The sequence below is a fragment of the Ensifer adhaerens genome, assembly GCF_000697965.2.
Classification (GTDB): Bacteria; Pseudomonadota; Alphaproteobacteria; order Rhizobiales; family Rhizobiaceae; genus Ensifer; species Ensifer adhaerens.
The window spans coordinates 253523-278856 of record NZ_CP015881.1 but is presented as its reverse complement, the minus strand read 5'-3'; the positions used below and the strand labels follow the sequence as shown (position 1 = coordinate 278856).

The 25334-nt window shown below is 64.0% G+C and carries 19 protein-coding genes; 6 read left to right on the top strand and 13 right to left on the bottom strand.

Translation table 11 applies throughout. From position 1 onward, the window contains the following. Window positions 1-69 precede the first annotated feature (69 nt). Complete coding sequence (locus FA04_RS20970; protein ID WP_034790272.1) at window positions 70-1284, bottom strand: MFS transporter; 1215 nt, start codon at window positions 1282-1284, stop codon at window positions 70-72. Between the two features lie 320 nt (window positions 1285-1604). Between FA04_RS20970 and FA04_RS20965 the strand changes: the two genes are divergently transcribed. Next, on the top strand, window positions 1605-2825 hold the full coding sequence (locus FA04_RS20965) for a hypothetical protein (protein WP_034790274.1): 1221 nt from the start codon (window positions 1605-1607) through the stop codon (window positions 2823-2825). Window positions 2826-2835: 10 nt separating this feature from the next. Next, complete coding sequence (locus FA04_RS20960) at window positions 2836-3477, top strand: Vgb family protein (protein ID WP_034790276.1); 642 nt, start codon at window positions 2836-2838, stop codon at window positions 3475-3477. A 223-nt stretch (window positions 3478-3700) separates the two neighbouring features. Here the strand turns inward: FA04_RS20960 and FA04_RS20955 are convergent, their stop codons facing one another. From FA04_RS20955 to FA04_RS20910, 10 genes are all read right to left on the bottom strand, one after another. Beyond that, entirely contained in the window at window positions 3701-4531 is an 831-nt protein-coding gene (locus FA04_RS20955) for an alpha/beta fold hydrolase (protein ID WP_034790278.1), read from the bottom strand. Window positions 4532-4616: 85 nt separating this feature from the next. Beyond that, a complete protein-coding gene (locus FA04_RS20950; RefSeq protein ID WP_034790280.1) occupies window positions 4617-6218 on the bottom strand; it encodes an MFS transporter in 1602 nt (533 codons plus the stop codon). Beyond that, window positions 6215-6601 (bottom strand): DoxX family protein, encoded by a 387-nt coding sequence (locus FA04_RS20945; protein ID WP_413814635.1) that lies wholly within the window; start codon window positions 6599-6601, stop codon window positions 6215-6217. The genes FA04_RS20950 and FA04_RS20945 overlap by 4 nt, the downstream gene beginning before the upstream one ends. A gap of 122 nt (window positions 6602-6723) precedes the next feature. Beyond that, a complete protein-coding gene (locus tag FA04_RS20940; RefSeq protein ID WP_034790285.1) occupies window positions 6724-6939 on the bottom strand; it encodes a hypothetical protein in 216 nt (71 codons plus the stop codon). 23 nt (window positions 6940-6962) lie between these two features. Further along, window positions 6963-8945 carry an amidohydrolase gene (locus tag FA04_RS20935; protein WP_064817025.1) on the bottom strand — a complete coding sequence of 661 codons (1983 nt, stop codon included), beginning with the start codon at window positions 8943-8945 and terminating at the stop codon, window positions 6963-6965. A gap of 2 nt (window positions 8946-8947) precedes the next feature. Next, complete coding sequence (locus FA04_RS20930; protein ID WP_034789552.1) at window positions 8948-9235, bottom strand: XapX domain-containing protein; 288 nt, start codon at window positions 9233-9235, stop codon at window positions 8948-8950. Window positions 9236-9319: 84 nt separating this feature from the next. After that, window positions 9320-9970 (bottom strand): hydrolase, encoded by a 651-nt coding sequence (locus FA04_RS20925; RefSeq protein WP_034789554.1) that lies wholly within the window; start codon window positions 9968-9970, stop codon window positions 9320-9322. A 146-nt stretch (window positions 9971-10116) separates the two neighbouring features. Further along, window positions 10117-11025 (bottom strand): helix-turn-helix domain-containing protein, encoded by a 909-nt coding sequence (locus tag FA04_RS20920; protein WP_034789557.1) that lies wholly within the window; start codon window positions 11023-11025, stop codon window positions 10117-10119. A 227-nt stretch (window positions 11026-11252) separates the two neighbouring features. After that, on the bottom strand, window positions 11253-12161 hold the full coding sequence (locus FA04_RS20915; protein WP_034789564.1) for a helix-turn-helix domain-containing protein: 909 nt from the start codon (window positions 12159-12161) through the stop codon (window positions 11253-11255). A gap of 133 nt (window positions 12162-12294) precedes the next feature. Then, complete coding sequence (locus FA04_RS20910) at window positions 12295-13188, bottom strand: helix-turn-helix domain-containing protein (protein ID WP_089043014.1); 894 nt, start codon at window positions 13186-13188, stop codon at window positions 12295-12297. 319 nt (window positions 13189-13507) lie between these two features. Here FA04_RS20910 and FA04_RS20905 point away from each other — a divergent pair, with 319 nt between their 5' ends. Continuing rightward, window positions 13508-13888 carry an alpha/beta hydrolase gene (locus tag FA04_RS20905; protein ID WP_064817024.1) on the top strand — a complete coding sequence of 127 codons (381 nt, stop codon included), beginning with the start codon at window positions 13508-13510 and terminating at the stop codon, window positions 13886-13888. A gap of 42 nt (window positions 13889-13930) precedes the next feature. Here FA04_RS20905 and FA04_RS20900 read toward each other — a convergent pair whose 3' ends face one another. After that, a complete protein-coding gene (locus tag FA04_RS20900; RefSeq protein WP_034789566.1) occupies window positions 13931-16219 on the bottom strand; it encodes a prolipoprotein diacylglyceryl transferase in 2289 nt (762 codons plus the stop codon). A gap of 439 nt (window positions 16220-16658) precedes the next feature. Between FA04_RS20900 and katG the strand changes: the two genes are divergently transcribed. The 3 genes from katG to FA04_RS20885 all read left to right on the top strand — a co-directional run bounded on the left by katG (window position 16659) and on the right by FA04_RS20885 (window position 23576). Next, window positions 16659-18866, top strand: a complete 2208-nt coding sequence (gene katG / locus FA04_RS20895) for a catalase/peroxidase HPI (protein ID WP_034789573.1) — start codon at window positions 16659-16661, stop codon at window positions 18864-18866. 405 nt (window positions 18867-19271) lie between these two features. Continuing rightward, entirely contained in the window at window positions 19272-20384 is a 1113-nt protein-coding gene (locus FA04_RS20890) for an efflux RND transporter periplasmic adaptor subunit (protein WP_034789574.1), read from the top strand. A 3-nt stretch (window positions 20385-20387) separates the two neighbouring features. After that, window positions 20388-23576, top strand: a complete 3189-nt coding sequence (locus FA04_RS20885) for an efflux RND transporter permease subunit (protein WP_034789576.1) — start codon at window positions 20388-20390, stop codon at window positions 23574-23576. A 105-nt stretch (window positions 23577-23681) separates the two neighbouring features. Here FA04_RS20885 and FA04_RS20880 read toward each other — a convergent pair whose 3' ends face one another. Then, complete coding sequence (locus FA04_RS20880) at window positions 23682-25205, bottom strand: FAD-dependent monooxygenase (RefSeq protein ID WP_034789577.1); 1524 nt, start codon at window positions 25203-25205, stop codon at window positions 23682-23684. Between the last annotated feature and the right edge of the window lie 129 nt (window positions 25206-25334).

Genomic DNA, 25334 nt, shown 5'->3' with positions numbered 1-25334 from the left:
AGCGCCTGCAATGATCCAAAGGTCCCCTTCCCAGGCGGAGCCCTTTCTCTCGCTGTCAGCACGCTCGCATCAGGCCGCGGCCACCGCCGCCTGGTAGCGCGGCGCCGGCCGGAAGGTGAGCGCGATCAGGAACGCGCCGAGGCCGATGCCCCAGGAACCGATGTAAAGCCAGGTGTAGCTTGCCAGCGCATCATAGATCAGGCCCCCGGCAATCGGTCCCGTCGCCATGCCAAGGCTGCCAGCCATGGCCGTACCGCCGATCACCGTCCCCATCATCCGCAAGGGGAAATTCTCGCGGGCAAGCACCGCATAGAGCGGCATGACGCCCGCATAGATGAAGCCGAACAGGGCGGCGACCGCATAGAACGAGCCGAGCCCGGCGGCAAAGACATAGGCAAGCGCGCCGAAGGCCTGGGCCAGAAGTCCAAGAACGAGCACACGTTTGGCCCCGAAACGGTCGCCGAGCAGACCGAAGACGACGCGGCCGCCCATGCCGGCAAGACCCTCGACGCTGTAGATCGACACGGCCGCCATGACCGGAATGCCGCAGGTGATCGCGTAGCTCACCGTGTGGAAGATCGGGCCGGAATGGGTGGCGCAGCAGAAGAAGTTGGTCAGAAGCAGGATGATGAAGAGCGGCGATTTCAGCACCTGGCTGGTCGTCATCGACGAATGGGGCTCTTCCTCGGGCGAGGCCGCGGCAGCACCGTCGGCAAGTGCCGGCGCCTGGCGAACGAGAAACGAGACCGGGATCATGATGACGGCAACGACCAGCGCGATGATCTGCAGAGCGGTTCTCCAGTCGTAGGCGGATACCAGCCAGGCGGCAAAGGGCGACATCGTCATCGGCGCCATGCCCATACCGGCCGAGACGAGCGAGACCGCGAGGCTGCGATGCGTATCGAACCAGCCGGTAACGCAAGCCATCATCGGCGCGAAGATCGCCGCCGTCGCGGTGCCGACCACGACACCGAAAAGGATTTGGAAGGCGATCAGCGAGGTCGTCCAGCTCGCTGCCATGAGGCTGACGGCCAAGAGCACCGAGCCGATGAGCACGATCGGACGCGCGCCCCATCGGTCGGAAAGGCTGCCCCAAGCGATGCTGGCAAATGCCATGGCCAGGAAGCCGATGGTCATGGCGCTCGAAACGCCTGTCACCGACCAGCCGGTGTCGCGCGAAATCGGCAGCAGGAACACCGGAAGCGAAAACATGGCGCCGATCGCCAGGCAGCCGAGCAGCCCGCCCGCCGCCACGATGACCCAACGGTAATGCAAATTGGTCATTGCAAATCTCCTTAAATCCGCCCGGCCGGACGTCCGGCCACGCCGAAAAATTGTGCAACCTGATCGCGCGACGGACCGTGCCTGGGACATCCCCTCGCCCGCCCGATTGAAAGACGCTCACGCCGGTGCCAAGCCGACAGGAGCTTCGAAAGAATTTCATAATAGGTGCAGATTCACATTCGATGCAGCCTTGAAGGCATGCGCCCGACTGTTTCCGCTTGATTGTGCGACGAAGCTTCTTTCTGTTGTCCGTTGCCACCTGAGAGATAGATAAAGGCTGGAACACGGCTTGCGGGAGTGACAAGTGTGACGGGATTTCGATGGATTCGCTGATCACCGCCGCGGCGCGAGCACTGGCGTCGGGCGACCCGCTCGGCGCGCTGAAGCGGGTGGCGCTACGCGACGATCCGCCGGCACTGGCGCTGCGCGGCATCGCCATGGCCCAGCTTGGAGACTTCACCCGCGCAAAGGTCCTGCTGAAGAACGCCGCGCGCGCCTTCGGCACGAAGGAAGCGGTGGCGCGGGCGCGGTGCATCGTCGCCGAGGCAGAGATCGCCATCGTCTCCCGTGATCTTTCCTGGCCGATGCGGGCGCTCGACGCCGCCCGCTCGACGCTCGAAACCCATGGCGACCACCTCAACGCCGCCCACGCCCGCAATCTCGGGGCACGGCGCCTGCTCTTGATCGGCCGTCTGGACGAGGCCGAGAACTTGCTTGCCGATATCGATACGGCGCGGCTGACACCGCTGTCGAAAGCCGCCCACGACCTGGCGCTCGCCGGCATCGCCGTGCGCCGGTTGCGAACCGAGGCCGCCACCGCCGCCTTCGGGCGGGCGGGCGAAGCGGCACGGGCGACCGGCATTCCGGCCCTGATCTTGGAAGTTGAAAACGCGGCCGCCGTGCTTAAAGCGCCGGCTGCCCGCCTCATGGCGGATGGGGAAGAGCGCTCGCTGCTGCTTGGCGAGGTCGAAGAGCTGCTTGCTTCCGGCGCCCTCGTCATCGACGCCTGCCGGAACCTCGTCCGAAGACAAGCGACCTTGTGCACGCTTGCCACTCGGCCGGTGCTCTTTGCGCTGGCGCGCGCGCTGGGCGAAGCCTGGCCGGGAGACGTCTCAAGGCGAACCTTGCTCGCCCGGGCCTTCGGCGCACGACATGTCGACGAATCCCACCGGGCAAGGCTGCGTGTCGAAATCGGCCGGCTGCGCGAGGAACTGCGCCCGCTTGCGGATATCACGGCGACGAGCGATGGCTTCCGGCTGGTGCCGCACGGCAAGCACACGGTCGTCGTCCTTGCCCCGCCGGTCGACGAGCGACATGCGACGATGCGGGCGCTGCTGGCGGACGGCGAGGCCTGGTCAAGTTCGGCGCTCGCAATCGCGCTCGACGCCAGCGCGCGCACCGTGCAGCGGGCGCTCGAAGAGCTCGCCTCGCAAGGCAAGGTTATGCCGATCGGGCGCGGGCGGGCACGGCGCTGGGTCGTGCCGCCGATTGCCGCATTCCCGACAGTGTTGTTACTCCCTGGCCCTTTGCCAAACGAATAGGATCAGACCCATGAAAAGATCCGAAGCCGAAATCATCCAGATATATGGCCCGTTCCCCGGGGCAGACCAGGTCCATGGCGTCACCTTCGACGGCCGGAACGTATGGTTCGCCGCCGGTGACACGATCAACGCCTTCGACCCGGAAAACGGTGCGCCCGTCCGCTCGATCGACGTCGCCGCGCATGCCGGTACGGCGTTTGACGGCAAGCACCTCTTCCAGATCGCCGAAGATCGCATCCAGAAGATCGATCCGGAAACCGGGAAAATTCTCGCGACAATCCCGGCGCCAGGCGGTGGCGGCGATTCCGGCCTTGCCTGGGCCGAGGGCACGCTTTGGGTTGGGCAGCATCGGGGCCGCAAAATTCATCAGATCGATCCCGAGAACGGCGCAATCCTGCGCACGATCGAATCCAAGCGCGTCGTGACCGGGGTGACCTGGGTCGATGGCGAACTCTGGCACGGCACCTGGGAGGGTGACGAAAGCGATATCAGGCGCATCGATCCGCAAACGGGAGCGGTGCTCGAAACGGTCGCCATGCCGACCGGAATGGGCGTATCGGGCCTGGAGTCCGATGGCGGCGAGCGCTTCTTCTGTGGCGGCGGCCCGAGCGGCGTCGTCCGGGCCGTTCGCCGGCCGAAGCGGGCGCGCTGAAGACACTGACGATGAATTCCTGGCAACCGGCGCGGCTGCGCGCCGCTGTCGGTGCGGCGCCGGCACTACAGCGCCGCGCGCCTTTGAGGCGCATAGAGGGCGCTGTAGCGCTTCGAAGCGCTGCATGTTCCGTCCGCACAACCGGCGATGAATAGGGAACCATGCAGTAGCGTTGTCCCGGCACGGTCCGCAATACCCGGACACCGCGGACCGTGCCCGAGCTTTAGGCCTTAATGAAGGCGAGCAGGTCGGGATTGATGACATCGGCATGGGTTGTCAACATGCCATGTGGATAACCCTCATAGACCTTGAGCGTGCCGTTCTTCAGCAGCTTCACCGCCAGTCGCGCGCTGTCGTCGATCGGCACGATCTGGTCGTCGTCGCCGTGCATGACCAGCGTCGGCACGTCGATCGCCTTCAAGTCTTCGGTGAAGTCGGTTTCGGAGAAGGCCTTGATGCCTTCGTAATGGGCCTTGGCGCTGCCCATCATGCCCTGACGCCACCAGTTGCGGACGACGCCTTCCGATACTTCGGCACCCGGGCGGTTGTAGCCGTAGAACGGGCCGGCCGGAACGTCGAGGAAGAACTGGGCGCGGTTGGCAGCAAGCGCCGCCCGGAAACCGTCGAACACCTCGATCGGCAGGCCGCCCGGATTGTTTTCGGTCTTGACCATGATCGGCGGCACGGCGCCGACGATGATCAGCTTGGAAACCCGGCCGCCGCCGTGGCGCGCCACGTAAGCCACCGCTTCGCCGCCACCGGTGGAGTGACCGATGTGGATTGCATCGCTGAGGCCGAGCTTGGTGGTCAGCGCCGCAACATCCTTCGCGTAGTGTGCAATGTCGTGTCCCTCGCTCACCTGCGTCGAACGGCCATGGCCGCGGCGGTCATGGGCGATGACCCGGTAGCCCTTGCTGACGAAATAGAGCATCTGCGAATCCCAATCGTCCGCCGACAGGGGCCAGCCATGGTGAAAGACGATGGGCTGGCCCGAGCCCCAATCCTTGTAGAAGATATCGACGCCGTCTTCAGTCCTGACGAAGTTCTCGGTCATGGGAACGGTTCCTTTGTTTGGGTTGGGTGTATGTCTTCGAGATGTGGCCCCGGCGCGAGATCCGCGCCGGGACGTGCGGTCCGCGTCAACCGAGATGGGGGTGGTTGATCGCGAGAAAGTGGTTGACGACCGGCGCGGCCGGCCCCTTGTGGTAGCGGCGGACATCGTCCTGAATGTCGGCATCGGCCTTCGACACGCGCTTGTGCTGGCGCAGATGCTCTGCCCAGGATTCGACCATAAACCATTCGACCAGCCGTCCGGGATCGGCCGCGTCCTCGGTCACGCCCCAGCCATAGGCGCCGTCGCGCCGCCGCTCGTGCGACAGGCGGGCGAGCGCCTTCAGGAACTCGGACCGATCCGCCTTGTCGATCGTATATTCGATCAGGACGAGAACCGGTCCGCGGTCGTGTTCGACCGGCTCGCTGGTCAGGGGCTCCGGCCAATGATTGGAAGGAATGAGATCCGCCTCACCTTTCGGCAGCTTCATGGCGTGGAAGGCGAAGCCGACTGAGAGAAGGCCGATGGCCGCCACGGCGAGCGTGAAGGGCACGCCGATCGCCGAGGCGGTCGCGCCCCAGGCAAGGCTCCCGCCGGTCATCGCGCCGTTGAAGACGGTCAGATAGACGGCGAGCGTGCGTCCGCGCACCCAGTTGGGCAGGATCGCTTGCGCGGTGCTGTTCAGCGTCGTCAACGCCGTGATCCAGGCCGCACCACAGACGAGCAGCGCCGCCACCGCCACCCATTGCGCCGGCGCGAAGGAAAGCACGCCCATGACGGCGGCGGTCAGGACCGCGGACAAAAGCAGCAATCCGTCGGCATCCATCCGGGCCCGCAAGCGCGGCATCACCAGCGCGCCGCCGATCGCGCCGGCGCCGACGGCGCCGAGCAGGATGCCGTAGAAGCTGGCGCCGCCGCCGAGAAGCTGGCGGGCGACCAGCGGCAGCAGCGCCCAGATCGCACTTGAAAAAGCGAAGAACACGGCTGCACGCAAAAGCACCACATGCAGCTCGCGGCTGGCGCGCGCATAGCGCAGGCCGGCCCGGAAGGCGCCGAGGAAGCGCTCGGCGAGCGCGTCGTCCTCCGGCACCTGCCGCCGCCACCAGACCAATGCGGCAACGACGAAGACATAGCTGATGACATCGACGCCATAGGTGACGGCCGCGCCAAACCATGCAAGCAGCAGGCCGCCAAGCGCCGGGCCGATCGCGCGGGAGATGTTGATGCCGAGCGAGTTCAGCGCGACCGCGCCCTTGACGTCCGGTCGCGACACGAGCTCCGGCACGATCGCCTGCCAGGTGGGGGCAACCAGCGCTGCGCCGATGCCACCGACAAAGGTAAGCGCAATCAGCGAGGTCACCGACTGCAGCCCGCTTGCAGAGAGGAACAACAGGCAGAGGCTCGCGGATGCGAGCAGGAACTGCACGACGATCAGGAATTTGCGTCGGTCGAGAATATCGGAGAGCACGCCGGCGGGAATGGCGAGCAGGAAGATCGGCAGCGTCGCGGCCGCCTGGATCATCGAGACGGCGGCGGGCGTTGCCGACAGGTCGGTGACGAGCCAGGAGCTCGCGACATCGCGGATGAAGCTGCCGGTGTTGCCGATGATCGTCGCCACCCAGAGCACGGCGAAGACCTTCTGGCGCAAGGGCGCGAAAGTGCCGGCGTTGTTGGTCGCTGCCTGCGTCATTGGCCGCCCCTCTCCGTGGATGCACGTTCGCGCAGATCATAAACTGCAACGAGCACGAATGCGCCGGCAAGGCCGATATGTTCGAAGAAACCGTTTGTCGCCATCGCGCGCTCCATGCCGGGCGGCAGTTCCCAGAAGCGGAATGCGAGCAAGGTGGCGGCGAGGGTGAAGGCCGCAAGCGCGCCTGCCGCCGCCCAGCGGTAGAAGCCTGAGAGAACGAGAGCCGACATCGCAAGCTCAAACACGATGACGCCGACAGCAAAGAGCGGTGCCGGATAGAGGCCGAAATGCTCCATCTCGGCAAGCGCGCCCGGGAAGTCGAAAATTTTCGTCAAGGGTCCCTGGATATAGGCCGAGCAGAGCGCCAGCAAGCCGACGAATATGACACGGTTGCCGGTAAGGCCCGGCCGGAGGCGAGCGGCGAGACGGTTTTCGAGGGAAGAGAGGCTCAATCTTTCGTTTCCTTGTCAGGCGGTCTTCGGCTTGATGGGCGGCAAAGCCGCCGTCATCGATTTTTCGGCCATTTCAAAGCGGTGACCGCGCTCTGGGATATGCCTTGGTAGTAGGCTCCATGCTTCGCCGGCGGATGGTTCACCACGACTTTCGCCGAGAGGTGCCGGACGCCCTCAGTCGGCGAGGCCGAGGCCTGCTCCGATCCGAGCGATGCGTTGAGCAAGATTGAGACCGCGGCCATCGCGACGGCGCCGGCTTTCGTGCGCATTCTGCGTTTCCCTTCCGCTATCGTCACACCGCCCAACAGGAGCATCCAAGCGCGCCGAAGAAACCCTTAAGGTCGGCGATCGGCAGTTTCGACGTCCAGGCGCCGGCATGATCGTGGCCATGGACGCCGCAATCGCTGGCGCAGCCGCACGACGTGATCGCGGTGCGCCGGAGCGAGCGCTTTCCGGCGCCCTCGGGCTCACCCCAGGCGGCATAACCGCCGAAGGTGCGGACCGGCGACCAGTCGGGCATTGCCGGCGGCACCTTGTTCTCGTCGTGAGAGGCAAATTCGCCGGCCGCATAGACGATCTTGCCGCCGACCATCGTGAGCTCTGACGTGAGGAAGGAAATCTCGTCCTCGGCGCAGTTGAAAAAATCCTTGTTCGGCACGATGAGGTCGGCGAACTGCCCTTTCTCAATCCGGCCTTTCTTGCCTTCCTCGTTTGAAAACCACTGCACCTTCTCGGTCCACATCCGAAGCGCCGTCTCGCGATCGAGGCAGTTGGCGCGCGGGTAGAGCTGCAGGCCGCCGACAGTCTTGCCGGTCACCATCCACGACAGCGAAACCCAGGGGTTGTAGGATGCGACGCGGGTCGCATCGGTGCCGGCGGAGACGTTGACGCCCTTTGCCAGCATCTTGGCCACCGGCGGCGTCGCTTCAGCGACACCATGGCCGTAGCGCTCGACGAAGTACTCGCCCTGATAGGCCATGCGGTGCTGCACGGCGATGCCGCCGCCAAGGGCGGCGATCCGGTCGATCGAGCGGTCAGAGATCGTCTCCGCATGGTCGAAGAACCAGTTGATGCCCTCAAGCGGGATATCCCGGTTGACCTTCTCGAAGACGTCGAGCGCACGGGTGATCGTCTCGTCATAGGTGGCATGCAGTCGCCAGGGCCAGCGGTTCTCCGCAAGAATGCGCACGACCTCTTCGAGTTCGCCCTCCATCTCCGGCGGCATGTCCGGGCGCGGCTCGCGGAAGTCCTCGAAGTCGGCGGCGGAAAACACCAGCATCTCGCCGGCACCGTTGTGGCGGAAATAGTCGTTACCCTGCTTGTACTTGACCGACGACGTCCATTTGAGGAAGTCGTCCTTCTCCTGCTTCGGCTTCTGGGTGAAGAGGTTGTAGGCAAGGCGGACCGTCATCTGGCCCTCGTCCGAGAGCTTCTGGATGACGGCATAGTCATCCGGGTAGTTCTGGAAGCCGCCGCCGGCGTCGATGACGCTGGTGACGCCGAGCCGGTTGAGCTCGCGCATGAAATGACGGGTCGAGTTGACCTGGTAATCGAAGGGCAGCTTCGGCCCCTTGGCGAGCGTCGAATAGAGGATGCCGGCATTGGGCTTGGCCAAGAGCAGCCCCGTCGGGTTGCCGCTGGCATCGCGAGTGATCTCGCCGCCCGGCGGGTTCGGCGTGTCCCTGGTGTAGCCGACGGCGCGTAGCGCCGCGGCATTGAGCAGCGCCCGGTCATAGAGATGCAGCAGGAACACCGGCGTATCGGGCGCGACCGCGTTGATCTCATCGATCGTCGGCAACCGCTTTTCGGCGAACTGGTGCTCGGTGAAGCCGCCGACGACCCGCACCCATTGCGGCGCCGGCGTGATCGCCACCTGCCGCTTCAGCATGTCCATCGCATCGGCAAGCGAGCGCACGCCGTCCCAGCGCAGCTCCATGTTGAAGTTGAGGCCGCCACGCACGACGTGGGTATGATTGTCGTTCAGGCCCGGCAGGACGCGCTTGCCCTTGAGGTCGATGGTCTTTGTGCCTGAGCCTGCCAGCGCCATGATCGTCCTGTCGTCACCGACAGCGAGGATCAGGCCATCCTTGACGGCAACGGCAGTGGCAGTCGGATTGGCGCGGTCGAGCGTCGTCACGAGGCCGCTGTGAAGGATCAGGTCGGGCGTCATCGAAGTATCTCCGGTCTGTTGGGCGCCGGCGGTGCGGGCCGACGGGAAGAGAGCGGGCAGCGCCAGCGACGAGGCGGCACCGAGGAACGAGCGTCTAGTCGGCATCGTCAGGCCCTTTCGTCGGTGCCGGCAGCATCCTTCGCCGTGCCGGTTGCGATCTGCCCGCCGGGCAGATGGCCGAACACGTGCGGCATGCACTGCCGATTGAACCAGGAGAGGTTGACCGGCTCACCCGACAGGGCGCGCTTGACCAGGGGGACGGATTGCTCCCCGATGAGAATGCCAAGCAGACCGATCAGCGCGATGACCGGCGGCGCCGGCGAGCGGACGTTGAGCAGCGCATAGATGACGCCGACGACCAGCCCGGCTCCAAGCGAGAGAAGGTACATCTTCATCGCCAACTCCTTTAGGGGATAAAGGTGGCGCTCCGGCCGCAGCGAGGCGGCCAGAGCGTTAATCTAGAGCGCGGAAGCGTTCTGTCAGTGGCCTTCGGACGCGCCGAACATCGACTTGGCGTAGATGATGCCGAGGCCATACGAACCGCCGAACTTCTTGGCGATACCGGTGGTCATGTCGTAGGTCTCGGGGCGCGCCCAGTCGCGCTGCAGCTCGAGCATGTATTGCAGCGAGGTCATCGGCCGGACGCCGGCCTGCACCATGCGGTCCATCGCCCGCTCATGCGCCTCATCCGAAACGTCGCCGCAGGCGTCGGCGATGACATAGACCTCGAATCCCTGATCGAGCGCCGAGAGGGTCGGGCCGACGATGCAGACCGAGGTCCACAGCCCGCACATGACAAGGCGCTTCTTGCCGATGCGGTTGACCTCTTCGATCACCGCGACGTCTTCCCAGGTGTTCATCGAGGTGCGGTCCAGCAGTTTCTGGCCGGGGAAGGCATCGGTGATCTCGGAGAACATCGGGCCGGAGAAGGTCTTTTCGGCAACGGTCGTGAGGATGGTCGAAACGCCGAAACCTGCCGCCGCATTGGCGACAAGTGCTGCGTTGTTGCGCAGGAGCACCGCGTCGATCGACTTGGTCGCAAAGGACATCTGCGACTGGAAGTCGATCATGATCAGGGTGTGGTCTTTGGGCGAGACGAGGAGTTTACCGGGGGTCGCTGTCGCAGACATGGTCGTGACCTCTTACTGTTGAAACTGAACTCCGATTGGAGAGGCCCAACTATGCCGCCGACCGGCGACCCGTTCTTGTCGCCAAAGGTGGATTTTTGAAAGTTTCGCTCGCCTTCAGCCGGCAGGGCGCGTGTACTTTCAGAGGGTTACGACTGTCGGCTGCGCCGCCACTGGCGCGGCGTGGCACCTGCGGCCTGCGCAAAGGCCCGGGTAAAATGGCTCTGATCCGAAAAGCCGCAGACGACGGCAATTCCACTTAGGGACGTGGGCGAGAACTGCAACAGATCCTTGGCCTTTTCGATCCTCTGCTGCAGCAGCCAGCGGTAGGGCGTGCTGCCCATGGTCTCGCGAAAGGCACGCAAAAAAGCCGCCTGCGACAGATTGCAGGTCGCAGCCATGTCCTCGACGGTGAGCTCGCCATCCAGACGGGCTTGCACCAGATCGCGGATCTTTGCCTGGCAGCGCTGCGAAAGCCTGCGTCCTCCGGCAAGGCTCTCGCCACGGCCGTTACCGTACTGCCGGACCATATGCACGCCGATTGCCACCGAGAGCTGGTCGACAAACAGCGCGCTTCGATCCGTGTATCCGTCCACCGACGCAAACAAAGCGCCGAGCATGCCGCCGAGAACAGGGTCGGGCGAGCCGGAAACGGGCCGCAGCTCGCTCACGCCAGAAGCATTTGCCGCGTCTGCGATGCGTTCGAGCGCACCGTGGCCGATTTCAAGCAAGGTGAAATCGAAGGATCCTTTGAGATCGGCTTTATAATCGTCGGCAAAGTTCCTGACGTAGATCGAGTTTTGGCCGAATTCCTGGGTCGCAGAGTGGTGCGCTCCGAAAACCCGGCGGCGATGACCGCCCACAAGCGATAGGCCGATCAGATAGCCTCGCCCGTTGCCAGGTGTCGTGACCTGGCCCGGCGGTCCCGCTGTCGACCGCTTGCGGTGGAAGACCATGTCGCGGCCTTCGATCGTCCTGTCGTCATCCAGCTGGTCGAGCGAGCATCCGAGACTGTCGCGCGGTCGCGCTCCGGCCGAGGCAGCGGAAACATTCGTCATCGTCTTCGCTCCTATGTGTCGAGACTGCCCGCCAAACCCACCTGCCGTGACGACGAAAACGAAAGACGTAAGTCGCCGTGCGCAGGGTAAACGTGCGCGCAACTCATTCTCGGTTTCACCAAATCATTTGCAGGAACGGCCCTATGATTGCCCCGGTCGCCGCATCATTCTTGCACGTTTTTCACCTGTTTTGAAAATTTTGCACGAGGGCGCGCCCTCTTTCCACCCTATTGCGGAGGTCGATCCACAGCGACGACGACCGACCGGTTCTTTTTCCGGAAGCGTGCCGGCGTTTCCCCCGTCAGGCTGGTGAATACCCGGGTCATGTGGCTCTGGTCGGCAAAGCCGCAGTGGATAGCAATTTCAGCAAGGGGTGTGTCCTGAAGCAGACACTCCTTGACCCGCGCGATCCGATATTCGGACAGCCACCTGGACGGTGTGCGCCCGAAGCTTTCCTTGAAAGCCTTGTTGAAATAGCTGCGCGAGAGCGCGCACTGGGCCGCAAGATCGCCGATCGAGAACGGCGTGTTGAAATGGGCGACCAGAAACTCCGTCGCCAGCCTCTCCTGCCATGGCGCCAGCGTCCCCTTCTTGTCGACGGGGAAATGCAGACCGCCATAGGCCTGGCTGAGATGGGCCAATGCGGCAAGGTTGATCTGTTCGACGAACAGGAGATTGGCCCGGTCCGGCTCATCGAGCGAGGGCAGCAGGGCCTGGGCAAGGCCGAACATGACCGGATCCACGCGTCCCTGCACGGGAGACAGCGACACATACTCGCCGCGCCCGGCCCTTTCGGTAAAGCTCCGCATAGAGGCAAAGGGAATGTGGAAGCGGACATTGTCGAAGGGCGACAGATGGTGGCACTGCCATTGGTCGCGAAGATCGGTGATCGCGAGCGAGGCCTTGGGATGCCCTCCCTCATACACGAGTTCGCCACGCCGCCACAGGCGATGCGCCTCGAAGTCATGCATCTGGACGATGACGTTGAAGGCATCGGCGACCGGAATCAGCGGCCCGACTTCCAGATCGAAGCGATCCGAGAAGGTTCTCGTGACGGTGATGTCACCGACGCTGATCCGCTTGGCGATCGGGCGCGGTGTGCGTTCGTCTGCGCTCAGTCCTTCTTGCAAGGCCATCGGTCAGGGTCTCCCGATTTCCAGCTCAGCCGCCCGCTTCAGCGGCCGGGCGGATGCTACAACGGTTGGCTGTCGCAATATAGAGGCAAATCCAGCGATGCATCGCCGAGCGTCAAAGGTCAGCATGGTACCCTCACTGCAGCCAGCGCGCGCGCCAGACGGCGGGTGTCACGCCCGTCACCTCACGAAAGGCCTCGACGAACCGGGCCTCGTCGGCATAGCCGCAACTGGCGGCGGTTTTGCTCAGCGACCATCCCTCTTCGATCAGATAGCGCTTGGCGCGACCGATCCGGTACCGCATCAACCACTCTTGCGGCGTCTGGCCGGTCACGGATGCAAAAGCCGCGGCAAAACCCTCTTCCGAAAGATTTGCGGCCGCTGCTGCTGCCGCAAACGAAAAGTCCTTGGCCCAATGGTCGATCATGAAGTCCTTGGCCGCCTTCTCCTGCCACACAGACAGATCGGGGCCGCCGGATGCGACGGCGCGATCCGGGTAGGAATGCAGAAGATGCGCGCAGATGGCGACGGCGATGTGCTGCAGCACCGCACCCGGTTCACCCTCGCTCTCGTCAAGAAGCGGCGACAGCGCCAAGGCGAGATTGTGCATGACGTCGTCGACCTCGCCGCGACGGCATCTAAGACTGGTGGCGGCGGGAGCATGCGAAAACTCGCAGACTTCATGAAACAAGGCCCGTGGCAGATGGAAAGCGAGTGAATCGAGATCGCTGACGAGCCGGATACTGGCGCCCTCAGCGAGATCGACGAGACAGATCGACCCCTGCCGGTAGCGGCGAATTTCACTTTCGCTTTCGCCCGGCACCAGGTCGCAGTGCATGACATCCTTGAAGTAGAACATCAGGAAATAGGCGTCGTCGGCCGGCAGCGATACGATGCGGCTCAGTTCTCCGTTCAGCCGGCACCGCAGGCGCGTCACCGAAAACCGGGCGTCCCGCACGGGCCGCACCATGAGAAACGGCGCCTTCGGCTCGCCAAAATACGCTCCAATACCGCTTGGCTCTGTCATCATCCGTCCAGCCCCGCCCCCTGGCGATGGAGTTCACTCCTCGCGTGCAATCCGATTCGATGCGCGAAAGATCCGACGCAAGGGGGCATCTCGCTATTGCCGCTCATATCCGAGAAAACATGGGGGGTGCTGCCAGTAATTTCTTGTATCCTTTGCTCACATTTAGCCGCAAACGGCTCTGTATTGACTTCATGCCGCATGATCCCGCCGCTTCAAAGCGGCCGCGTCTCGGTGACGTAGCTCTCGAAGAAATCGGAGAACTTGGCAACCCTGAGCGGCAGCCGTTGACGGGCTGTGCGATATCCGGGCATTCGCGGCCTCCGTGGAAGACCTGGCGAACACCATCGGCGACAGGCGGCGTGTGTACCCGGGCCAAGCCGTCTATGGCATCGGCTACGCCACAGGCGCGACGCTGCTCGCCGCACTCCTGGTCAAATATCCTGGTCTGTTCGAGCGAGCGGTCCTGCTGCATCCCCTTGTGTCGTGGGTGCCACCCGGCAACGCCGGACTTCAGGGCAAACCGATCCTGGCCACCGGCGGCCAAGACGATCCTACCGGTCCATTGGCGCTCGCCGAACAACTGGTCGGTTATCTTGCGGGGCAGAAAGCTGATGTCCGGGCCCTCTACAATCGGGGCGCACACGAGATCGGGCAGGATGAATTGATAGCGCTTCGGGATTTCCTTCAGGCGGCCATCGACTGAAGCAATGCGGGCCGCATCTGATGACGCGGCCCGCGATAGATTTTACTGCGCCTTGGCTTCGATATCGACTTGCTCGAGCAGAAGCGCCGGGTTTTCGGCAGCTCCCATCAGTTCGAGCGCGCCGACACCGGCTTCATCCTTGGCCTTGACCTTCAGCGTGAAGGTGCCGGGCTTGCTGATGAACTGGGTAAACGCCGTCGCCGCGTCCTGCAGTTTCGGCTGCGTGGCGGCAAAATGCTGCACACCGGCGCTCGTCATCAACACGAGCAGGCCGCGAACGCTGTCCTCGGTCATGTGGTTATCTTCGGCATAGAGCTTGATGCCCTTGGCCATGATGCCCTTGTCCTCGAGCTTGAGCGTGACTTCCCTCGCCGTAAGACCGAACATCGCGATCTGCGCGGCATTGAGGTCGCCAGAGAAGAAGTCCTCCGAAGCGCCGCCCATGACGCCGGAGAAGGAGAGGCTGCCCATGTCCTTGCCATCCAGCGAAATCTGCTTGATGACGAAGTTCTCGTTGGGCTCATCCCACGACAGTTCGACGTTGGACGAGAAGACCAGCTTGTCGAGGCCGATCTTGCGCAGCGTCTTGAAGCCCTCTTCCTGCGTGTCCGCAGGGATCGGAACGCTGAGGTCGCGGTAGCTGACGCGGACATCCGTCGGAATGCCGTTGCGCGGCTTCGTCAGCGCGATTTCATAGGTATCGAGCGTGAAACGAACGCGTTCCGGAACGGACGGCACGGCCGACTGCTCTACGGGCGCCTCGGCCATCGGGTCTTCCGGCACTTCACCGGCGATCTCCGCGCCGCTGGCGGCTTCGCCGTCGGTCGCTTCATCCGCCGACTGCTCTGCAGGCGCCTCGGCCATCGGCTCTTCTGCTGCATCGCCGGGGACCGCCGCGTCGCTGGCGGCTTCGCCGTTTGTCGTTTCGTCCGGCACCTGCTCGGCTTCCGGCGCCTGTTCGGCACTGATCGACGGATCGACCTCGGTTTCGGTCGCGCTCTCGTCCTCGACGGTTTCACTGTCCGTCACGGCTGCCGGGTCGCCGCCGGGCATGTCCACGTCGAGCCCGGCGATCCGGATCGTGCCGAATTCCGGCATCAGCGTGGTGTAGGGGAAGGTCTCGAATTCCTCCTCCTTCAGGCCCGCAAGCTTCGTCAGTGCCTCCATGGTCGGAGCCCAGGAGAAACCGTTGATGCTGGCTTCGGCAAACTTGAAGTAGTCGGTCCCCTCGCCCGCCGTGACACCGTTCATCGTGCCATCGAAACTGCGACCGTTGAGCTGGAACGCCATCTTGTCGACGGCGAGCTTCACGAGCTTGCCCTCGGCGCTTTCCTGCTCCGGCACTTCCATCTTCAGGCCGAGCAGTTCCATGTCGCCCTTTGCCAGCATGTCGACCAGCGAAAGAATGCGTTTGAAGAATGCCTGGCGCTCCGCCGGTGGCAGGGCTTGCGGATCGCTGACCGCCTGGAGTTGCTCGAGCGTTTCGAGAAGCGGCTCGGTCGGCATGCGGACGCTGAGGCCGCTGCTGCGCACTTCGTCGTAGCCGAAACGCGACTTGCTGTCGGAGAAGGCAAGGTTCTTTACGGAGATCGGGCCGTAGAGCAGCTTCGGTTCCTTGTCCTCAGGACCGGCTTTTTGCGTGTAGATGCGGGCCATGTAGGCCACATCGAAGCTCTCTCCGGTGACGGCGCCCATGGTGCCGTCCATTTTTTCCCGCTTCGTTGCCCCTTCGCCGTCAGGAATATCCATGGCAAAGGCGAACGTGGCGCCGCTCGCCGAATAGCCCGCAACGCGGCCGCTGGCGATATCCTCGAGCCGGACATCCTTGTAGACCGTCTTCTGCTCGGAGCTTGCAACGTTCTGGACGATGGCCACTTCCGGCGCGGAGACCTGCTTTGCCGCGAAACGCTCGATGCGCTTCAAAAGGTCAGCCTTTTCCCCGCTTGCCGTCAGGCCGGCTGCGAAAAAGTCGGGATCTTCCAGCGTTGCCGCAGGCACGGAAAGCTTGGCGGCCTTCAGGTCGAGCTCCAGGCCCTTCACGTCGAGCTTGCCGCTCAGCGAAAAGATCTTCGGACGTCCGTCGATTGCCGCGATGCGCGCGCTGACGCCATCGGCGAAAGGCAGCGTGACGTCGCGCAGATGAATGCGGCCGAAGAAGTCCGCCTCAACCGAGCCGGCCTTCCCGCCGCGCTCGGCGATGAAGGTCCCGACCGCCTTTTCGAGCATGAACTTGCCGCCGACGACACCCGCGGCTGCGATCGCGATGACCGCGACAGCAGCCCAAAGTGCTTTGCGACGGCCCTTGCCGGCACCAATTTCTGTCTCAGCCACGATTTCTGTCCTTTCGTCACACGAAAAATGGAAAGCTCTTGAGTCGTTGCGGTGTGACTAACCATTGGCGCTACCTTCCGCAAGTTTGGCGGGAGTGCAGTGCAACAATTTTCTTGTATCGGCTGCAATCGGCAAACGCTCCAACGTCATCAAAAATGCATGGAGGGCTGCAAGCATGTGCCCATGGGACCCATGTCCATTAGCGATAGGATCCTCTTATCGCCACAATCAGGAAATCCAACTTAAATTAATGGAACCACTTTGATAGAGTCTACGGCACAATGAGGGAGACGCAGCCAGTGGCGACACCGCTTCGCGGAACGACAACCACCGACGGCACCAGACATGCCGGGCCGCGGGCTCGGCTGGGCGCCTGTCAGCGCCTGGCGCTTTTCCTCTGACCCATCCAAAATTCACGTCATCTTGAAGGGAGATAAAAATGGACGCGAAAGCCGACAAAACGGACAAATGTCCCGTCATGCACGGAGCCCAGACGAGCGCACAGTCGCCCGGCACCTCGAACCGCGACTGGTGGCCGAACCAGCTCAACCTGAAGATCCTGCACCAGAACTCTTCGCTGTCCGATCCGATGGGCGAAGCCTTCGACTACGCCGAGGAATTCAAGAAACTCGACCTGCCGGCGGTGAAGAGGGACCTCTTCGCGCTGATGACCGATTCGCAGGATTGGTGGCCGGCCGACTTCGGTCACTATGGCCCGCTCTTCATCCGCATGGCCTGGCACAGCGCCGGCACCTACCGTACCGGTGACGGCCGCGGCGGCGCGGGCGCCGGACAGCAGCGCTTTGCGCCACTCAACAGCTGGCCGGACAACGCCAACCTCGACAAGGCACGCCGGCTGCTGTGGCCGATCAAGCAGAAATACGGCAACAGCATCTCCTGGGCCGACCTGATGATCCTCGCCGGCAACTGTGCGCTCGAGTCTATGGGCTTCAAGACCTTCGGCTTTGCCGGTGGCCGCCCCGACGTCTGGGAACCGGAGGAAGACATCTACTGGGGCACGGAAAAGACCTGGCTCGACGACAAGCGCTACTCGGGCGACCGCGACCTCGAAAACCCGCTCGCCGCCGTTCAGATGGGCCTGATCTACGTCAATCCGGAAGGCCCGAACGGCACTCCGGACCCGCTCGCCGCCGCGCGTGACATCCGCGAAACCTTCGCGCGCATGGCGATGAACGACGAGGAAACCGTGGCGCTGATCGCCGGCGGCCACACCTTCGGCAAGACCCATGGCGCCGGCGATGCGGCCAATGTCGGCCGCGAGCCGGAAGCTGCCGGTATCGAGGAACAGGGCCTCGGCTGGGCAAGCACCTACGCCAGCGGCCGTGGTGGCGACACCATCACGAGTGGCCTCGAAGTCACCTGGACGACGACGCCGACCAAATGGAGCAACAACTTCTTCTGGAACCTCTTCGGCTACGAATGGGAACTGACGAAGAGCCCGGCCGGCGCACACCAGTGGACGCCGAAGCATGGCATGGGTGCCAACACCGTGCCGGACGCGCACGACAAATCCAAGCGCCATGCGCCGTCGATGCTGACGACCGACCTCGCCCTGCGCGTCGACCCGGCCTACGAGAAGGTCGCACGGCATTTCTACGAGAACCCGGATGCCTTCGCCGACGCCTTCGCCCGCGCCTGGTACAAGCTGACGCACCGCGACATGGGTCCACGCGCCCGCTATCTCGGCCCGGAAGTGCCGGCCGAAGAGTTGATCTGGCAGGATCCGATCCCGGTCGTCGATCATCCGCTCGTCGACGCCAAGGATATCGCCGATCTCAAGGCCAGGATCCTCGCTTCGGGCCTTTCGGTCTCCGAACTGGTTTCGACCGCCTGGGCGTCGGCCTCGACCTTCCGCGGCTCGGACAAGCGCGGCGGCGCCAATGGCGCGCGCATCCGCCTTTCCCCGCAGAAGGACTGGCAGGTCAACCAGCCGGCGCAGCTGGCGAAGGTTCTCGAGGTCCTCGAAGGCATCCAGCGTAGTTTCAACGACGCCCAGTCCGGCGGCAAGAAGGTGTCGCTCGCCGACATGATCGTGCTCGGCGGCGCCGCAGCGGTCGAGAAGGCAGCCAAAGCCGCCGGCCACGACATCGAGGTCGCCTTTGCGCCTGGCCGCATGGATGCGACGCAAGAGCAGACCGATGTCGAGTCCTTCGCGGTTCTCGAACCGATCGCCGACGGCTTCCGCAACTACCAGCGGGCCCAGTACGCGGTTTCGCCGGAAGAGCTGCTGATCGACAGGGCGCAGTTGCTGACGCTGACCGCGCCGGAGATGACCGTGCTCGTCGGGGGCTTGCGCGTTCTCGGCGCGAACCACGGGCAGACCGCCCACGGCGTCTTCACCGATCGTCCGGAAACGCTCAGCAACGACTTCTTCGTCAACCTGCTCGACATGGGCACGGCCTGGACGGCGACATCCGACGCGAAGGATGTCTTCGAAGGGCGTGACCGCAGAACCGGCGACGTCAAGCGGACGGCCACCCGCATCGATCTCGTCTTCGGTTCGAACTCGCAGCTGCGGGCCATCGCCGAAGTCTACGGCCAGGCGGATGCAAAGGCGAAGTTCGTACGCGATTTCGTCGCGGCCTGGAACAAGGTGATGAACGCCGACCGTTTCGACCTCGTCTGACGGCTGGATCCGGCAACAGTACTAAGCATGGTCCCGGCATCGCGCCGGGACCTGTCTGCCCAGCGGCTTCGCGAAACTGTCACCGGAGGTTGCAGACCGGTCTCGTCAATTGTGACGATGTGGCACACGTAAAACGTTCGCCTCCACGCATCTCCCTCAACCGAAATCCGACAAAATCAGCCTGTCGCCTCCCTCTACCGTGAACGGACGATGGTCTGGCAAATCATTGCTTTTGTGACAAGTTCTCTCTGAACCCACCTTTCGCGGGTATTTGCATCATCTTTGCAAGCCTCCACTTAAATCAACCCATGATTGCGTGACTTGGCGCGGAGAACATGTTCTGATTTCAATGCACTGCCAAGGACTGATCTTATCTCCAGCTGTTTCGTTCAGGGGGAACGTTGCATGCGTCGTTCGAGAATTCCTGCCCTTTCACTATCATCAGCACTGCTTGTCGCGATCGGGTTTTCCGCGCAAACGGCATTGGCGCAGCAGGCGCCAGCCGTGGTCGTGGCGCCGGCCACCATCATGGACCTGCGCGAGAGCGTGGATCTGACGGGCAAGGTTACGGCGATCCAGAAAGTCGATATTCGCGCCCGCGTTTCGGGTTTCCTCGAGGCGGTCAACTTCACCGAAGGGCAGAAGGTGACGGCGGGCACGGAGCTCTACCGGGTGGAAGACGGCGCCTACCGCGCCGCCGTGCAGGAGATCGAAGGGCAGATCGAGGCGGCCGAAGCCGCCAAGGAATTCGCGATCCTCGAGCGCGACCGCGCCGAGCAGCTCCTCACCAGCAAGACGATCAGCCAAGCCAAGGTCGACGAAGCGCACGCGCAAGTCAGGAAAGCCGAAGGCGACCTGATCCGGCTCAAGGGCAGCAAGGACAACGCCGACCTCAACCTCTCCTATACGAAGATCACGGCGCCTTTCGACGGCATCGTCGGCCTGACGGCGGCCGATGTCGGCGCCCTCGTCGGCCCGGACAGCGGCCCGCTCGTCACGCTGACCCGGCTCGACCCGATCTATGTCCAGTTTCCGGTGGCGACCGCACTTTACCTCACCTATCGCGAACGGGTGCTGAAGGGCGAGATCAGCGGCGGCGCCAATGTCGGGCTCGGCCTTCCGAACGGCACCGAGTACAAGCAAAAAGGCACGATCAACTTTATCGCCAGCAACGTCTCGCAAGGGACGGACACCGTGACCGTGCGCGCCGAGTTCCCCAATCCGGACAGCATCCTGCTCGACGGTGCGCTGGTGCGGGTGATGCTCGAACAATCCGACAAGCAGAACGTGCTTGCCGTGCCGCAGCAGGCGGTCCAGCGTGACCAGCAGGGCGCCTTCGTTCTGGTGGTCGACGCCAGCTCCAAGGTCGAGCTTCGCCGCATCGACGTGTCACGCAACGCCCGCGGCCAGGCGGTCATCAGCAAGGGCCTCAAGGAAGGCGAGAACGTCATCACAGAGGGCGCCGGCAAGGTGCGGCCCGGCATCACCGTCGATGCAGCCACGGCAGCAGGTGGCTAAGCGATGATTTCAGAGATCTTTATCGATCGCCCGCGCTTCGCCACGGTCATTTCCATCGTGCTGACGCTGGCGGGTCTGCTTGCGCTCACCCGTCTGCCGATCGCCCAGTTCCCCGATATCGTGCCGCCGCAGGTGAGCGTCACCGCCAGTTATCCCGGCGCCGGCGCCGACGTGGTCGAAACCACCGTCGCCCAGCCGATCGAAAGCAAAGTCGTCGGCGTCGACGACATGCTCTACATGAAGTCGACGAGCGGCGCCGACGGCTCTTATACACTGACCGTCACCTTCGCCGTCGGCACCGACCCCGACATCGCCACCGTCAACGTGCAGAACCGCGTGTCGCTCGCCGAGGCCGGCCTGCCCTCCGAGGTCAAGCAGAGCGGCGTCAGCGTGCGCAAGAAGTCCTCCGCGCTGATGCAGGTCGTCACGATCTTTGCAGCGGACGAGAAGCAGAACTTCGACAGCCTGTTCCTGTCCAACTACGCCACGATCAACGTGCTCGACACGGTCAAGCGCGTGCCCGGCGTCGGCGATGCCCAGCTCTTCGGCGCCCAGGACTACTCGATGCGCGTCGTGCTCGACATCGACCGCATGACCAGCCTCGACCTGACGCCGACCGATGTGATCAATGCGCTGAAGGCCCAGAACGTCCAGGCCGCGATCGGCCGCATCGGCGCCCAGCCGATGACCGACGACCCGCTGTTCCAGCTCAATCTCCAGACGCAAGGGCGCCTCACCGATCCCAAACAGTTTGAGGACGTGGTTCTGAGGGCACGGCCCGACGGCTCCTATGTGCGCATCCGCGACGTCGCGCGCGTCGAGCTCGGCGCCGCCAGCTCCGATTCCAACGCCCGGATCAACGGCAAGCCGGTCGCCATGATCGGCACCTACCAGGCGCCGGGCGCCAACGCGCTTGCCGCCGCCAGGGGCGTGCAGGAGGCGATGGAACGGCTGTCGAAATCCTTCCCGCCGGGCCTCACCTATTCGGTCTCCTACGACACAGCCCAGTTCGTCGAAGCCAGCGTCGACAACGTCGAGGAGACGCTGTTTGAGGCCTTCATCCTCGTCATCATCATCGTCTTCCTGTTCCTCGGAAACTGGCGGGCGACCCTGATCCCACTCGTTGCCGTTCCCGTCGCACTCATCGGCACCTTCGCCGTGCTGCTCGCCATGGGTTTCTCGCTCAATACCGTGTCGCTGCTTGCCATGGTGCTGGCGATCGGCATCGTCGTTGACGACGCGATCGTGGTCGTCGAAAACGTCGAGCGGGTGATGGAGGAAAATCCAGGCCTGTCGGCTGCGGAAGCGGCAAGGCGTGCGATGGGCGAAATCACCGGCGCCATCGTCGCCATCACGCTCGTGCTGCTCTCCGTCTTCGTGCCCGTCGCCTTCATTCCTGGCCTCAGCGGCCAGCTGTTCCAGCAGTTTGCCGTCGCCGTTTCGGTGTCGATGGTGATCTCGGCGATCAACGCGCTGACGCTCAGCCCGGCGCTCTGCGCGGTGCTCTTGAAACCCCATCATGGGCCGAAGCGCGGCATCCTCGGTTACATCTCGCGGACCATCGACAAGGGGCGTGACGGCTATGCCTTCGTCGCCGGACACATCGCCCGGCGCGCCATCATCGGCCTGGCACTGCTCGCGGTCGCCTTCGTCGCCACGGGCTTCCTCTTCAAGGTCGTGCCGACCGGCTTCCTGCCGGCGGAAGACCAGGGCGCGTTCTTCACGGAAATCCGTCTGCCGGAAGGCGCCTCCTACAACCGCACCGACGAAGTCGTGAAACAGGTCGAGACGATGCTCGGCGGCATCGAGGGCGTTGCCAACGTCATCACCGTCACCGGCTACTCCTTCCTCGACGGTTTGTCGAAGTCCAACTCGGCCTTCGCGATCGTCACGATGAAACCCTTTGCGGAACGCCTGAGCGATGCGGCCGGCGTCGAGGCGGCGATCCGCACGACCATGGTCAAGGGCCAGGCGATCCGCGGCGCGCAGATCTTCGCCTTCAACCTGCCGCCGATCATGGGCCTCGGCACCGGCTCGGGCTTTGAGTACCAGTTGCTCGATCTGCAGGGCCGTTCCGTCGCCGATCTTTCGGCAACGGCGGGCGGCTTGATTATCGCCGCCAACCAGAACCCAGCGCTCGGGCCGACCTTCACCACCTATTCGGCAAGCTCGCCGCAGCTCTATCTCGATATCGACCGCGACCGCCTGCAGGCCCTCGGCGTTTCGGTGAGCGACCTCTTCACCACGCTGCAGGGCACGCTCGGCAGCTACTACGTCAACGACTTCAACCTCTTCGGCCGCACCTGGAAGGTGACGATGCAGGCGGCGCAAGCCGACCGCAACGCCGTCGACGACATCCAGCGCCTACACGTGCGCAATACGAGCGGCGACATGGTGCCGGTCGCCTCGGTCGCCAAGGTCGACTATATCGTCGGTCCCCAGTCGATCGTGCGCTACAACAATTATCGCTCGATCACGCTGAACGGCCAGCCGGCCGCCGGCCACTCCTCGGGCGAGGCGCTTGCCGCCATGGAAGCGTTGTCGGCCTCGACCCTGCCGCCCGGCTACAGCTACGAATGGACCGGAACGGCGTTGCAGGAGCTGGAGGCGGCGGGCAAGACCACCGCCATCCTGGCAATGGCCGTGCTGTTCGCCTACCTCTTCCTCGTCGCGCTCTACGAAAGCTGGACGATCCCCGTGCCGGTGCTCCTGTCGGTTGCCTTCGGCGTCTCGGGCGCGCTCTTGTCCGTGCTCGTCGCGGGTCTGTCCTTCGACATCTACGCCCAGATCGGCCTCGTCGTGCTGATCGCGCTCGCCTCGAAGAACGCGATCCTGATCGTCGAGTTTGCCAAGGCGCACCGCGAGGCTGGAGCAAGCATCGTCGATGCGGCGATCGAAGGCGCCCGCGCCCGCTTCCGCGCCGTGATGATGACGAGCTTCGCCTTCATCGTTGGCCTGGTGCCGCTGGTGGTCGCCAAGGGCGCCGGCGAACTCAGTCGGCGCGCGGTCGGCACCGGTGTCGCTGGCGGCATGCTTGCCGCAGCGCTCGTCGGCATCTTCGTCATTCCGGCGCTCTACGTCGCTTTCCAGTGGCTGCGTGAGCGCGGCCACAAGCTCGTGGGCATTTCCCGGCATCCGGCCGTTGAAGGCGAAGCAGCGGAACGCAAGGCCGAGACGCCGGCCGGGCACTGACCGCCGGTCGAGTTCAAGCCGACAAGGGATCGTATCTCTCGTCTCAGCTTGACGCCCCTTGCGACCAAGCATCGGCGGCGCACCGCGCCGCCGTCTCGAGAAATCTCAAGCCGGCGCCGACAGGCGGATCCCCTGGTCGGCGAAGTAGGCTTCGAGGGCTTCCGGCATCGCTCGGTCCGCAACCACCGCCACATAGCTGTCCGGACGCAACAGATAGGCAGCATCCCGCACCAGGCCGCCGGCAGCCTGTTGCTCGCCCCATGGGAAGACGTGAAGCGGCATGTGCTTGGCCGCGCACCAAGCTCTTATGTCGTTTTGCGCCTCGCCATAGACATGCACCTGCCAGGCGATGGCCGCCAGCGAAGCGTAATTGTCGAGGCCATTGATGCCTAGCCAGGGCAGCCGATCGCCACCCTGCACCCGGCCGCGCGCACTCCGGCTCAAGGGGCCGCCGCGATAGTTGAGCTGCGTCTGCGACAGGATGCGAAACAGGAATTCTCTGACACCGCCGACGCGGTAGGCGACACCAGCCAAGGCTGGGGCGACGTGGATGCGCAGGAAATCCGCGACGCTGCCTTCGGCCGTCACGAAGGTGAACAGCCGGTCGGTCGTTTCGACAAGCTGGCGGGCAAATGCGATCCGTTCGCCTTCATAGCTGGCGAGCAGGCGGTCCGGCGCCTGTCCCTTCAGCACCGCTGCAAGCTTCCAGGCCAGATTGATGGCGTCGCCGATGCCGGTGTTCATGCCCTGGCCGCCGACCGGACTATGCACATGCGCAGCGTCGCCGAGCAGAAACACGCGCCCGCGCTCGAAGCGATCGGCGACACGATGATGCACACGGTAGGTGGAGAACCAGTTGACCTTGTCGACGGTGAGGCGAAGGCTTTCGATGGCGCGATGGCTCACATCGGCGAAGGTGAGTGCGTCTGCATCCTCCCGCTTCTCCCGCACCAGACCGATGAGGCGGCCCCGCCCCTCGGCATAGGCGAGCAAGGCGACGAAATCACCGGTTTCGAGCGATATATGGGCTTCTCCATTCGCAGTCGCCCCACTCATTTCAACGTCAGCGACGTAAAAGGTCTGGTCGTAGGTTCCGCCGGCAAAATCGACCTCCAGTCTGTGCCGGACCGGCGAGCGCGCGCCGTCGCACCCGGCAAGATACTGCGCCGTGCAAACGTCCGAGCCGCCATCGGGCAACTGCAAGCGAGCGCTCACCCCGGCGGCGTCGTGCTCGAAGTCGACAAGCTCGGTCTGCCGATCGACCTTGACGCCCAATGCCGCCAGTCGGGCCTCGAGCAACCGCTCGTGATGATCCTGCGGATAGACAAGAACGAAGGGATAGGGCGTCATTTTCCCGCCGGTCGGACTGAAGGAGATCCGCGCCCTGACCTTGCCCTTCGCCCAGAGGTTGACCGAAGGGTTGCGGTGTCCCGCCTCGAGCACGGCATCGGCCAGATCGAGCTGCCGGTAAAGCTCAAGCGTTCGCGCATGCACGACCATCGCCCGCGATGTCGGGCCGGGACCAACGTTCTTGTCGATGATGCGGACCTTGACACCCTGGGCGGTCAGCCAGAGAGCCAGCACCAGGCCGGTCGGTCCCGCGCCGGCGATCAGCACATCCTGTTTCACCCTGCTCTCCCCGCTCGCTCTGTCGGCGGCCCGGTCGCATCGGGATTTGGGTTTCTCCGCCCACAACGGCAGCCTACGCGCAGGTGCCGGCAAATGCCAAGCAGCGCGGCGAATTCCGCCTTGTGTCTT